The organism is Phytobacter palmae, from assembly GCF_039409775.1.
GTDB classification, from domain to species: domain Bacteria; phylum Pseudomonadota; class Gammaproteobacteria; order Enterobacterales; family Enterobacteriaceae; genus Phytobacter; species Phytobacter palmae.
Genome location: NZ_JBCIVJ010000046.1, coordinates 1 through 13262 on the forward strand (window position 1 = coordinate 1; position 13262 = coordinate 13262).

The 13262-nt window shown below is 53.2% G+C and carries 9 protein-coding genes; 6 read left to right on the forward strand and 3 right to left on the reverse strand.

Features of this window, described 5'->3' with window-relative positions; all coding sequences use genetic code 11:
* From AAIG39_RS25280 to AAIG39_RS25295, 4 genes are all read left to right on the forward strand, one after another.
* Positions 1–782 (forward strand): putative Ig domain-containing protein (locus AAIG39_RS25280; RefSeq protein WP_343195020.1); only part of this gene is annotated, 782 nt, incomplete at its 5' end.
* A 97-nt stretch (positions 783–879) separates the two neighbouring features.
* The gene (locus AAIG39_RS25285; RefSeq protein WP_343195025.1) at positions 880–2388 is read left to right on the forward strand and encodes a TolC family protein; all 1509 of its coding nucleotides are present in this window, start codon (positions 880–882) and stop codon (positions 2386–2388) included.
* A 220-nt stretch (positions 2389–2608) separates the two neighbouring features.
* Positions 2609–5941 (forward strand): DEAD/DEAH box helicase, encoded by a 3333-nt coding sequence (locus AAIG39_RS25290; protein WP_343195021.1) that lies wholly within the window; start codon positions 2609–2611, stop codon positions 5939–5941.
* 199 nt (positions 5942–6140) lie between these two features.
* Entirely contained in the window at positions 6141–6902 is a 762-nt protein-coding gene (locus AAIG39_RS25295; RefSeq protein WP_090081215.1) for an IclR family transcriptional regulator, read from the forward strand.
* Between the two features lie 12 nt (positions 6903–6914).
* Here the strand turns inward: AAIG39_RS25295 and AAIG39_RS25300 are convergent, their stop codons facing one another.
* From AAIG39_RS25300 to AAIG39_RS25310, 3 genes are all read right to left on the reverse strand, one after another.
* On the reverse strand, positions 6915–8531 hold the full coding sequence (locus tag AAIG39_RS25300; protein WP_343195022.1) for a glycoside hydrolase family 43 protein: 1617 nt from the start codon (positions 8529–8531) through the stop codon (positions 6915–6917).
* Positions 8532–8541: 10 nt separating this feature from the next.
* Entirely contained in the window at positions 8542–9921 is a 1380-nt protein-coding gene (locus AAIG39_RS25305) for a glycoside-pentoside-hexuronide (GPH):cation symporter (protein ID WP_090081211.1), read from the reverse strand.
* 324 nt (positions 9922–10245) lie between these two features.
* A complete protein-coding gene (locus AAIG39_RS25310; RefSeq protein ID WP_343195023.1) occupies positions 10246–12213 on the reverse strand; it encodes a YjhG/YagF family D-xylonate dehydratase in 1968 nt (655 codons plus the stop codon).
* Between the two features lie 252 nt (positions 12214–12465).
* Here AAIG39_RS25310 and AAIG39_RS25315 point away from each other — a divergent pair, with 252 nt between their 5' ends.
* Positions 12466–12765 (forward strand): colicin immunity domain-containing protein, encoded by a 300-nt coding sequence (locus AAIG39_RS25315; RefSeq protein ID WP_343195024.1) that lies wholly within the window; start codon positions 12466–12468, stop codon positions 12763–12765.
* A 65-nt stretch (positions 12766–12830) separates the two neighbouring features.
* Complete coding sequence (locus AAIG39_RS25320; protein WP_343195026.1) at positions 12831–13064, forward strand: MarR family transcriptional regulator; 234 nt, start codon at positions 12831–12833, stop codon at positions 13062–13064.
* Positions 13065–13262 lie beyond the last annotated feature (198 nt).

Below are 13262 nucleotides of genomic sequence, written 5' to 3' on the forward strand. Positions count from 1 at the left end.
TAACCCTGAGCGCAACGCAGGCGGACGGCTCCGCACTGCCTGCATGGCTGAGCTTTACCCCGTCGACCGGGACGTTTTCCGGCACGCCTGGCAACGCCGATATCGGTAGTCTGGTCATTCGGGTGACCGCGACCGATGCAGGGAATACGTCAATCAGCACCACCTTTAGCCTGACGGTTACCCGCGCGGGCATTACCGGCGGCGATCCGCAGTTCCGTATTTCAGATGGTGCGAACGGACCACGTCCGCTGGACAGCCGAACACCTACTCTCCAGCCTCAGGAGGCTGGCACACCGCCGCTCAACGCATTGATTACCCCCGCCTCTCTCGGCAGCTTTAATGCCGGACGCACCGCCGGGAGCAGTTCGATGATGGCCTCCATCTTCGGCACCACCAGCGATGGGGCAAGCGGGGGAGATGCGACGAAGAGCGAAGTGGCGAATGTCTTCGGACGCGGCTCATCGTTCGGCAGCCATTTTGAGAGTTCGCTGGGCTCATTCCCCAGCTTTAACAAAGATCCGGCGCTGGGCGGCACCTCGTCGCTGGCCAGCGTCTTCTCCGGCATTTATCTGCCTTCACTGACACCGATGGAAGTGTTTACTGGCGGTAGCTGGAAAGATATCAACCTGCATGCACAGGGAGTGACAGAACAGGGGCAAGAACAAGCGACAGCCGCGTTTACCCCATCGTTCCACCGGCAATTACAACACATTGGCGATGCCCAAGGACAACGACTGTCTGCCATTGAACAGGCGTTGTACGACCGGGGCCAGCAGGGCTAATAACGACAAGACTACAGTAAAAGGCGTTAATTCTATGATGAACGTGATGGTGGCAAACCGGTTGTCGGTGGTGACAACTGTGAGTGGCAGCGAAATGATGCGTAAAGGCCGCAAGCTTTTTGCGTTGAGCGCGCTGGTCGTAGCGCTAAATGGATGTGCCGTGACCAGCGACCCGATTACCAAAAAAGAGAGCGAACAACGCAGCCAGCAGGATCGGGTAGCGATGTTCAGCCAGCAGGAGCCGGTTACCGCGCCAATCACCCTGTATGACGCGATGGCCCGCGCGCTGAAATATAACCTCGAGTCGCGCTTAAAAGTCATGGAAAGCGCGCTGGCCCAGCAGCAACTGGATCTCTCCCGTTATGACATGCTACCGAAGCTGGCAGCTTCGGCGGGCTACGTAGGGCGCAACAATGCCAGCGCCTCCAGTAGCCGTAGCGTGGAAACCGGACAAACTTCTCTGGAACCCTCCACCTCGCAAGATCGTGACCGCGATGTGGCAGACCTGACGATGGTGTGGAACGTGCTCGATTTTGGCGTTAGCTACGTCAGCGCGAAACAGAAATCGGATCAGCGCTGGATTGCCGAAGAGCGTAAACGCAAAGTGGTACATACCATTTTGCAGGATGTCCGCTCCGCCTACTGGCGTGCGGTTGCCGCCGAGCGACTGCTGGGCCAGATCGATACGCTGATTGACCGGGTAAACCAGGCGCGTGAAGCCAGTGAGCGGATGACCGCCCAGCAGGTCGGTGACCAGGTTGAAGCTCTGACCTATCGCCGTGCGCTGATTGAGGCTACCCGCCAACTGGAAGAGCAGCGCCGCGCGCTGTCGCTGGCAAAAACCGAACTTGCCACGCTGATGAACCTGCCGCTGGACACCCCCTATAAACTGGCACTGCCCGCCAGCGGCGACGAGACGGTTCCGCAGCTGAATATGGATCAGAAAACCCTGGAAGAGACCGCGCTGGTGAGCCGCCCGGAACTGCGTGAGCAGGATTATCAGGTGCGTATTAACGCCGCCGAAACCCGTAAAGCGCTGCTGCGTATGCTGCCAGGTATCGAGATTAGCGCAGGCGGCCACTACGACAGCAACTCATTTTTGGTCAACAACAGTTGGGCCGACGTGGGGGTAAAAGCCACCTGGAACCTGTTCAACCTGATGTCTGGCCCGGCGGCGCACAGTGCAGCGAAGGCCAACGAGCAGGTAGGCGAGTTGCAGCGTCAGGCGATGTCGCTGGCTATCATGGCGCAACTGTACGTGGCGCGCGCCAACTACAACGAAGCGCTGCGTCAGTATAAAACCAGCGAAGAGTTGCGTGATCTGGACGGGCAAATCGTTCAGCAACTGCGTAACCGTTACAAAGCCAACAGCATCGGTGAGTTACAACTGATTCAGGGCGAACTGAATGCGCTGAACGCCGATCTGCGTCAGGATCTGGCCTATGCGGAACTGCGTAACACTTACGGACAGATTATCTCCAGCGTGGGGGTAGATCTGCTGCCGAAGACACTGCCGTCTGACAAACTGGCGGATATCAGCAACGCGCTGCGCCAGTCGGAAGCCAACTGGCAGCAAGGGAAGATCAGCACACTGCAATCGTTCTGATAATGCGCTAACACGAAACACGCAAGAGCCTGTAATACAGGCTCTTGTTTATTAGAAGAAACACCAGCCACATCAATAATATTCACTAACGGACAATGAAGGCGTTCTCTTTATCTTTCTCTCAAAAAGCCCGAGCTTACCTGACCTACCTGACAAGCTTTTATTAACTGGAGTATCCTGAATGGCATACTTAATTTATGGACAATAATAAAGAGCTAAGATGGCAACGACCGCCCCACACAACATATTACAAGCCTGGCAACGCATAGAGTTTTTCCAACCCTATTCCGTTGAGAAGAAAGATAACAGCCTGTTAATTTCTCTTAAACAACTGGAAAGCGCAGGAGATAACGTTCTCCCCTGGCTCTGTGAGAGATTGCGTAAAGAACATGAGATTCCGGATAGAGTTACTTACGCTGTACATATTGGACTCTTTGAAAAATCCCTTGCTAATAAGATTAGCCAGGGCGTCTTTGGGCCTGATGCTGATAATCTAAAAGAAGAACTCGAACAGCGACTGGACCAGGAAGGCATAACCTGTTTTGCAAAAATATTATTGAGCACAGATGGTGCTCCAGCGTTAGATAAACTCTCTGTCAGTTCGCTCCCCTGGGCCTTAGGTCATCTGAAAGAAAAACGCTTTTCATCTCTGTGCTCAGAAATATTCACTGCGGATTGCCAACATCTTGCTGATGCGCTCAGTAGTTTCCAGAGCACCTTAAAACCTGTTCACGAAAACGGCTCCGGTGTTTTACGGGCAGAGAATATTTTAACCTTATTACACAGTCACCTGACCCAATGGGCTGATTTTATACCGCCCTGGGAATATGTTCTGCAAATAGACTGGTCCGAGCGAAACGGCGATATCGCACAAGACTCCGCTGAGGTTGAAAACGAAGACGAAGAAGAACTCAGCCTCAATGATAAAGCTTTAAAGCTCCCTATTCTGAATAGCTTCTATTTTGAAGACTTAGAGCGTGCTATTGCAGGATTGAAGCGAGGGGATAAATCTAAAGTGCTCAGGACATACCTTTCCGGAAAATCAACAAGAAAAGAACCCTCTCTCTATTCACCGGAGGGGCTGACGGCAATCATTAATAATCTCCACCCCTCTAAAATGCCTGCCGGAAGGTGGCCTTCTGAACCTGAACATGCCATGACGTTGATGCAACAGTTCGCCATCAACACGGCGATTGAAGAGCTGGACGAAGGAGGCATACTTTCGGTAAACGGCCCACCGGGAACAGGGAAAACCACCCTGCTGCGCGATCTCGTGGCTCATAATATTGTGGAGCGTGCGCGAAGGCTTTCTCGCTTCAATAGCATTGATGAAACGCTGGATAAAGAGGGTTTCATCGTGCCGGAATTGACCGGCTTCGAAATGGTTATCGCCTCATCAAACAACGCTGCGGTAGAGAACATATCAAAGGAGTTACCGCAGAAAAAATCTATCGCTGAGGAATTTTGTACGCTCGATTACCTGGCCCCCACAGCCAACCAACTCGCGGCAGAAAACCTACCCAAAAGTGCCCGAAAAAAGGGTAAAAACAGAGAAGGAAAAGAGCGTGATTATCATTTTTTCAGGCCTCTGGAGCAGGAAAAACAGTGTTGGGGAATGATCTCTGCCGCACTGGGTAAAAAAGCAAATCGAACCAGATTTGGCCAACGTTTATTAATGAATGAGCATTTCCTGCGTGGAACGCCCTCTGAAAAATCACGCCCGGAGAATGAAAATTTCCTCAGCCTGTGGCGCTGGAAAAGCCTGCAAAGCAAATTATCTTTTGCAGACGCACAAACCCATTTCCGGGACTGCCTGCAACAAACAGAGGTAATTAAAGCAGATCTGATCAGATATGCAGCCCTGTTACGCCTACGTACTATCCCTGTTGATGAAAATATCCTGTCGGATCTGGAAAAAGCGAAACAGCAGTGTCTGGCCCTTTCCTCAAACCTGGCAAACATTGAGCGCAACCAGCAAAAAAATAATGTGGAACTTACGCTTGCGCAAAAGGAAGAGAGCCGACTCAAGCTGGAAAAATTTGGCTGGTTCGCACATCTTTTTAACCGAAAAGAGCTTCAGGAACATCGTCAATCAGAGGGTAACAATCGCCAGCGCTTAGAAAAGCTTGTGGCTTTAAAAGAAAAAAATGCGCGGGATATTACAGAAGGTAATAAGCAGCTTGCTGATGCACGTCAAAAAGCGCAGGAATTAGAAAAACAAATTAAAAATATCCAGCAGCAGAAAGAACGTGAGCACATTGAACTGCAAAAATTACAACAGCGCTATCCTGATATAAGCCTGCCTGACGATCAGAAAGATATCTCCGATGCCACTGTGCAACGTACCGCATACTGGCAAAATACGGCAATCAACCGCCAGCGCTCCGCACTTTTTATCGCGGCCATGGAACTTCATAAAGCGTGGCTCTACGAAGCGTTAGGGAAAATAGAGTTCCGCAGAAAATTGATGTCGCTATACGGCTTCCTTGATAAACCGCACCTGGAAAGCAGCCCATTACGCTGGTGGCAACTGCTGTGCATGTTTGTCCCCGTCATCTCGACTACCTTTGCATCTGTTGGGCGTATGCTGCATGGCGTTAACGGTAACGAATTGGGCTGGTTAATGATCGATGAGGCCGGTCAGGCTTCTCCACAGCAGGCCGTTGGTGCTATCTGGCGCGCGAAAAGGGTTCTTGTGGTAGGTGATCCCCTGCAGATTGAGCCTGTGTTTACAACATCTCCTGCACTTGTTGAGCGTATCTGTCAGGATGCGCTGGATAACCATGCAGACGACTGGAACCCAGGGAAAATATCCGTTCAACAAGTCGCCGATCGTGCTAATCACTGGGGATGCGCGCTGGAGGTTATGGGCAATGAGGAATGGATTGGCATTCCTTTATGGGTCCATCGTCGTTGTAATGAACCAATGTTTAGCCTGGCAAATAAGATGGCTTATAACAACAGGATGATCCATGGGTTAAATGCGGAGAAAATTCGTAGCAAGCCTGTTAATGGAGTTCTCAATAATCAGTGGCTTATTTCTGTGGGCGGGCTTGCGAAGAAACAATACCGCGATAGTCATGGGAAAAGCTTAATTGTTCTTCTAGAGCGTCTGTTGGCTGAAAATGTAGTCCTGAGCAGCATTTATGTCATTACCCCTTTCAAAGCCGTTAAGGCAGAGCTTCTCGAATTACTCAAGAAACGCGATCTCAGGACCTGGAATAAATATGCCCCGTGGCTAAAACGTAGTGATATTGATAAATGGCAACAACAATGTATTGGGACCGTTCATACTTTTCAGGGGAAAGAAAACGACATCGTCATTTTTGTGCTTGGATGCGATAAAGATAACAATGGTGGTGCCAGTTGGGCCGCCAGCAAACCTAACTTACTCAATGTGGCGCTAACCAGAGCGAAGAAAAATATCTTCGTGATAGGCGATCTGACGGTCTGGGAAACACTCCAATGGTTTGATGATGTTGCGGCTACACTGCCTGCCGCTCTCCCGGAATCCATTGCTGAACCGGCATCCGAAGATACGTTATTGCTTTAGCCATCAGGAACCGGGTTATGAGGGCGAACCAGTCGTCTGATAACACGGTTCCGCGCTTACAGAGCGCGGGGATAATGGCCGTACAGCACTGCATTAATCTGGTCTTAAACGTACTTAAGACAAGCGTATCCACCATTGCTTTTCCCCGGTGAAAATAGTACGGTCACACGCAGATAATTCCTCGTGAATGGTAAAAATTATGCCGATAATTCAGTCTGTTGAACGTGCTTTGCAGATCCTGGACCTGTTTAACGATCAGGCGACGGAACTCAAAATCACCGAGATAAGCAAACAGATGGGATTGAGCAAAAGCACCCTTCACTCGCTTCTAAAAACGCTTCAGCTTCATGGCTATATCGATCAGAACCCGGATAACGACAAATATTGTCTGGGGATGAAACTGGTGGAGCGCGGCCACTTTGTCGTGGGCACGATGGACATTCGCCAGAAGGCGAAAAGCTGGCTGTCCGCCCTTTCGCAGGAGACGGGTCAGACGACCCACCTGGGAATTCTGGACGGGAACGAGGGCGTCTATATAGAAAAAATCGAAGGTAAGCAGGCGGCCATCGCCTATTCACGCATTGGCCGCCGTCTGCCGGTACACGCCACCGCCATTGGCAAAGTACTGCTGGCCTGGCTCGGGGAGGAGGAGCTTACCGCCTTACTGGACGGGTATACGTTCACGAGCTTTACGCCAGCCACCCTGACTGACCGCGCCTCCCTGCTGGCCGCGCTGGCGCAAACCCGCCACAATCACTACGCGCTCGACAACGAAGAGAACGAGCCGGGCGTACGCTGCATTGCGGTGCCGGTGTGGAACCACGAATCGCGGGTTATCGCCGCGCTCAGCCTCTCTACCCTCACCTCACGGGTTAACGACGACCAGTTGTCTGCCTGCCGTCAGAAGCTGATCGAGGCCGGACTGGGGCTGTCAAAAACGCTGGGCTACCGTGAACGCTAGCCCGGCGTCCTGCTACCTATCGGGCTGATAGGTGAATGAGGCGAAATCAGCATGACAACCGTCGCCGCTGATATCCTCGCAGTGCAGGCCAACAAATGCCCCGGTAAAGAATCCCCTGCCGCCTATATAGTCATCCGATAGCTTCCACGCTTCAAAGGTAAGCGGAATCGTCTGCCAGTTTTCCCCATCAAATGAATAGCTGTAACGGTACTCAAGCTGATCGACATCCACCCGCAGCCAGACGTATTCCACACTCTCCGGCACCGCAATCGGGTTATCGTAAAGGTGCCAGTGAGCCACGTTATGGTCGAGCCGGATAATTTTCAGCGTCCGCCCGCGCCCCTCTTCGTAGTCCATAAAGCAGTACGACCAGTTTTTGCTGTTGTAGTAACAGGTAAGCCCGGCGCTCTGCTGGAAGTGGTGCGGCGAAAAGGCCATCTGCGTTTCGGCACGAAAACGGAAATGCTGCCAGCGACGGGCCACGGTTGACTGGGTAAAAGTAGAATTAAGCGAATCATTACCATAGAGGCGCAAAAAGCCGGGACGGGCGGTGAGCGAACCTAACTGCTCATCAAAGGGAATTCGCAGCGTTTGTAGTTCCGGGTCGAGCCGTTCGCTGTCGAAATCCGTGCGCCATGCGCCTGTGCCAGCGGCGGGCTGCTCTGTCATCCGTGGCCCCGGCACCGTCAGCGCCGCATGTTTACCACCTTCCACGAAAGGCCAGCCATCACGCCATTCGATACGGGTTATCCCCGTTTCGCGCCCGAGCGGACAGTAACCGCGCCCGCCGGCCGCCAGGCGTGGAATACCCGGCAGATGCAGCGGACGGCTGGTCAGATACGCCATATACCATTCGCCGGTATGGGTCTCCAGCAGCGAGCCGTGGCCGCTTTTTTGCAGCGGGTTTTCCGGCAGGTGCCAGCTCGTCATCATCGTCACGTCCGGGTGCAGCTCATAAGGCCCGGTAATGTCCTTCGCCCGCAGCACCACTACCGCATGTTCGTAGCTGGTGCCCCCTTCCGCCACCACCAGATAGTAATAGCCGTCGCGGCGATAGATATGCGCCCCTTCGGTATAGCCGAGCGGCGTACCGGTGAAGAGCGTGGAACGTTGTGGCGAGAGGGTTTGCGTGTCGGCAAAAAACTCCTGCATCACAATGGTGTTATGGGGGTTACTGTGATGGCGTGGCCCCCACGGGCGATAGATATAATATTTGCGCCCGTCCGTATCGTGGAACAGCGACGGGTCAAACCCACCGTTGCCCATGGGAATCGGGTCGCTCCACGGCCCTTCCACCGAGGGGGCGGTCACCAGGAAGTTGCGCCCATTTTTCCACGGCGAATCAACAATTTTCACGTCGGTATAGAGCAGCCAGAACTTGCCGTCGGCGTAGCTCAGGCAGGGTGCCCAGATACCGCCGGAGTCCGGGTTACCTTTCATATCCAGCAACGCCACGCTGTCGAGCGGCGTACTCACCAGCGACCAGTGTTTCAGGTCGCGGGAGTGATAAATACGCACGCCGGGGAACCACTCAAAGGTGGAGGTGGCGATGTAGTAGTCCTCTCCCACGCGACACAGAGACGGGTCCGGGTTGAAGCCGGTCAGGATCGGGTTTTCAATCTGGTACATGGTTCTCTCCTCAGTTCACCGCCGCCGCCGCATCGGCAGGCTGCGTTGCATGCTGCGCAGCGCGCTGACGTTGTAGTTGCTGGCTGATCTCTTCCACCCGTTTACTGCTCAGTTTGTAGAACGACAGCAGCGTAAACATACCGGCGTAGAGCACCACAGGCACAATGCAGAAGAGGATTTTAATAGTGGTCAGGACGTTATCCGGCTGGACGGCATTGCTTGCCGAGTAGCTGGAGAATGCGAGGATCCAGCCCACCAGCGCGCCGCCAATTGCCAGGCCGATTTTCAGGCTGAACAGATAGGTTGAGAACACCAGTCCGTCAAGGCGGCGCCCGCTGCGGCTCTCTTCATAATCGACCACATCGGAGGCCATCAGCCATTGCAGCGGTGTGGTGGTATTAAAGACAAACAGGAACAGAATATTAAGCGCGAAAATCAGCGCGATATTGTTCGCGGGAATAAAGAAAATGGTCAGGCTAATCAGTGAATAGATGACAATGATCCACTTAAACGAGGTAACACGGTCGAAGCGCCCGAGCAGGCGAGATGAGCAGAGCGAACCAAACATGGTCGCCAGGCTACCGTAAAGCAGGAACTGTGTTGCCAGCTCCGGGTGGTCCATCACATATTTCACAAAATAGAGCGTCGCCCCGCCGCGTACCACATTTGAGCCGGTCGCCATCATTTTAAAGGCGCACATAATTCGCCACTGGCTATTACCCATTAACAGTTTCAGGTCTTTCTTAACGGAAGCGCCAGGCTGAACGTCGAAGGTATAACGTTCTTTGGTGGTAAAAAAGCAGACAAACAACAAGATAACACCGCAAATACCCAGCACACACATCGCGCCAAAATAACCCACCTGCTCATTACCTTTACCGATAATATTCACCAGCGGCAGGGCAATACCGCTGATGGCTAATGAACCGGCTGCGGCGAGGAAAAAACGCCAGGATTGTAACGCATGACGCTCTTTAGGATCGGCGGTTATAACGCCGGGCATGGCGCAGTAAGGAACGTTAACGAAGGTATATACCAGGGTGAGTAAAATATAGGTAATCGAGGCGTAGATAATTTTCCCCTGGGCGGAGAAATCCGGCGTATAGAACGTTAATACGCAGACGATACCAAAGGGAATTGCCCCCCACAGCAGATACGGGCGGAACTGGCCGTAACGGGTACGGGTGCGGTCGACCACCAGCCCCATCAGCGGGTCGGTTACCGCATCCAGCACGCGCGAAATCAGAAACAGCGTGCCCATGACGCCCGCTGACAAACCGAAGACGTCGGTATAAAAATATGCCAGCAAAAACATTGTGGCCTGCCAGACAAAACCGCAAGCGGTATCCCCCAGCCCGTAGCCGATTTTATCTTTCATCGTTAACTGCATGTCTACCTCCAGTCATATGAGAGGGATTGATTGCGAACGGCCGGGACCTACAAAATAAAATGCCTGAGCGTGCATTTTCCGAGGAATACACCCTTTATTCGTACGCTTATTAGATGTTCAGTGCGGATTTGATTCTAGAAAGGAATATATGCAGCAACAATTATCAATTTTACTTTCGCAATTATGTATTTTAGCTTCTGTGATAGCGATACATTTTACCTGATAACAGCAACAGTTATTTCTCCCGTAAGGGATGCTTTATTTCATAATATTTTTTAGCCGCCGAAACATTTATTCGGCGGCCCGACAAGTTCGTTTAATTATTTAAAGACCCAGCGCTTTTTTACCGGCATTGATCACCTCAATAATTTTATCCGTATCGTACACGCACCCTTTCCAGGTTCCGCCGCTCACCGCCTGTAGTGCCGCCCACAGCCGGGTGTCGTCCGGCAGATAGTCATGCGCTTTGAGCTCCGGGTGCAGTTCGCGCTGCGCCAGTACCACAGCGCCCTCTTCTGGCGTCAGGCGCGCATCCGCAGTGCCGATAAAGTTCACGCTTCCTGCCAGCGACAGGCGATCAACAATAATCTCGATCAGATCGCCGCTGCGTAGCTTGCCAATAGGCCCGCCCGCCAGCGCTTCCGGCGCGACATGCCCCAGGCAGGCCCCGGTAGAGACGCCGGAGAAACGCGCATCGGTAATCAGCGAAACGGTTTTCCCCCACGAGATATGTTTCAGCGCCGAGGTGAGCTGGTAGGTCTCTTCCATGCCGGTGCCGGATGGCCCGCCACCGATGATCACCATAATATCGCCCTGCCGGATCTGCCCCTGCTTAATGGCTTTGATGGCCGCCTCTTCCGAGACAAAGACCCGCGCCTCGCCGGTATGGCGATAGACGCCGTCTTCGTCCACCACCGACGGGTCGATCGCCGTGGCTTTGATGACCGAGCCATCCGGCGCAATATTGCCCACCGGGAACGCCACCGTGGAGGTCATCCCTTTGGCTTTGGCCCCTTCCGGCGAGAGGATCACCTCATCCGGCTCCACGCCGTCCTGCTCGCGCAGGCACTGGCGGAACTTCTCGCGGCGTTCGGAGTGTTCCCACCAGTCGAGGTTTTCACCCAACGTCTGCCCGGTTACCGTCATCACATCTTCATGCAACAGTCCCAGCCGACGCAGGTGGAGCATCACTTCCGGTACGCCGCCCGCCAGGAACGCACGCACCGTCGGGTGATAGTCCGGCCCGTTGGGCAGCACGCTTACCAGGCGCGGCACTTTGCGGTTGATGGCGCTCCACTGCGCCACGTCCGGCATATGACATTTGGCCGCATGGGCGATGGCGGGTATATGCAGCAGCAGGTTGGTGGAGCCGCCAAAGGCCGCATGCACCACCATCGCATTCTCGATGGCTTTATCGGTGAGGATATCGCGGGCGGTAATGCCCTTCTCATCCAGCGCCATGACTGCTCGCGCCGACTGACGGGCAATCTCCAGCCAGACGTCCTGGCCTGATGGCGCGAGCGCCGAGTGCGGTAGTGCCAGCCCTAACGCTTCGGCCACCACCTGCGAAGTGCCCGCGGTGCCGAGGAACTGACAGCCGCCGCCGGGGGAAGCGCAGGCGCGGCACCCCAGTTCGGATGCCTCTTTCAGGCTCAGTTCGTTGTTGGCATAACGCGCGCCAATGGTCTGTACCTTTCCGGCGTCTTCGCCGAAGGTGGGCGGCAAAGTCGCCCCGCCTGGCACAAGGATCACCGGCAGATCGTGCATGGAGGCCAGCGCGATCATTGTGGCGGGCAGGCCTTTATCGCAGGTGGCGACGCCGATCACCGCCCGGCGCGTCGGCAGCGAGCGGATCAGGCGGCGAAAAACGATGGCCGCATCGTTACGGTACGGCAGGGAGTCGAACATGCCGTGGGTGCCCTGGGAGCGGCCATCGCACGGGTCGCTGACAAAGGCGGCGAACGGGATGCCGCTCAGGCGGGTGATCTCTTTTGCCGCCGCCGACATTTGCAGGCCGATCTCCCAGTGGCCGGTGTGATAACCGAGCGCAATGGGGCGGCCGTCCGAGTGGCGGATACCGCCCTGGGTGCCGATCAGCAGGACTTCTCTGCCGGTGAGTTTGTTGGCATCCCAGCCCATACCGGCGTTTTGCGTCATACCGAACAGGTTGCCGCTCGGGGATTCGAGTAGCATTTGCGGGGTGAGCGGCAGCGCGCCCTGCGGCCCCGCAGCGTGGGTTTTCACCGCATAGAATTGTTCATCCTGCGGCGTAAAAATGGTGTCGATGGACATTGTCGTATTCTCCCGGTCAACCACGTTCAAAGAACGGCTGGCGACATCTTTCTGGAAGTTGTTCTACATTATAGAACAACGTTCTTATAATTTGATTCACTGTAATCCAGGTGTTGCGCAGAGGTAAATCAGACAGACGGGGAGACTGCGCTTTTTTGAGGCTTGATCACAAAATGGGCGGTAACGGGATGTAATGGGATGGGGTCAGTCCATCGACGGCTCAGAAGTGTCCAGATTAGCCGTGGCGATTCAATGTCTTTTAATCAAAATGAATCAGCGATTTTAAACCTTATTGATGCATTTACATTGGGTCAAATTGCAGCTCCGGATTTTGAACAAAAATACTCCGTCGCATGGCGAACCTACAGGGATTCATCGGATATAAAAAATGCCGATATCGTCACTCAGAGGTTTTTTGACTCAGTTTTCTCATTGGTCGATTCTTACTGCTCAGACCCTGAGTTAATCGACGAGGATGATTTAAATGATGACGAATTACTAAATGAGGTATCAAACCTTAAAAGATCCTGGGAAAACGCCAAACTCGCTTAACGCAATTAATAATGATAACAAAGGGTTATTCATTGGCTGACACTGAACTTCAAGTCTTGAAAGTCATGGCAGAAAAAGACATCGACTGGACATGGATGATACTGGATCGCACTCTTGCTAAAAGGGGTATTCCCGGGTTTAGCAATGTTGCGAACATAGTAACCAACTTGGTGAATGAAGGGATGGTCGATGCTGTTTATAACGAAAACTCATCGAGACCACGTTATCGCGTATCAGAGCAAGGCCATCAGTTGTTGGGGCAAATCAATGAGGTTACAAGCCATTACGATATCTTATGATTTTTTTGCGACACGCGGCTCCATGACTATGGTTAAACGCCTATTTAACGCACCTGTTTTTCGCTCTTTTAGAAGTAAGAAGAATGTTCAACAGGGATAATCAATCGTCTATATATGCTGTTCATTCATACACAGCCACAATTTTTAAATTTATACCTGCGCTACTTCTCAAGTTAGTCCCAACTCATCGCTGATTCA

Bases quoted from the DNA above. Each gene is read 5' to 3' on its own strand.
- AAIG39_RS25285 (WP_343195025.1), top strand. From the start codon at position 880: ATGCGTAAAGGCCGCAAGCTTTTTGCGTTGAGCGCGCTGGTCGTAGCG.
- AAIG39_RS25290 (WP_343195021.1), top strand. From the start codon at position 2,609: ATGGCAACGACCGCCCCACACAACATATTACAAGCCTGGCAACGCATA.
- AAIG39_RS25295 (WP_090081215.1), top strand. From the start codon at position 6,141: ATGCCGATAATTCAGTCTGTTGAACGTGCTTTGCAGATCCTGGACCTG.
- AAIG39_RS25300 (WP_343195022.1), bottom strand. From the start codon at position 8,531: ATGTACCAGATTGAAAACCCGATCCTGACCGGCTTCAACCCGGACCCG.
- AAIG39_RS25305 (WP_090081211.1), bottom strand. From the start codon at position 9,921: ATGCAGTTAACGATGAAAGATAAAATCGGCTACGGGCTGGGGGATACC.
- AAIG39_RS25310 (WP_343195023.1), bottom strand. From the start codon at position 12,213: ATGTCCATCGACACCATTTTTACGCCGCAGGATGAACAATTCTATGCG.
- AAIG39_RS25315 (WP_343195024.1), top strand. From the start codon at position 12,466: ATGTCTTTTAATCAAAATGAATCAGCGATTTTAAACCTTATTGATGCA.
- AAIG39_RS25320 (WP_343195026.1), top strand. From the start codon at position 12,831: ATGGCAGAAAAAGACATCGACTGGACATGGATGATACTGGATCGCACT.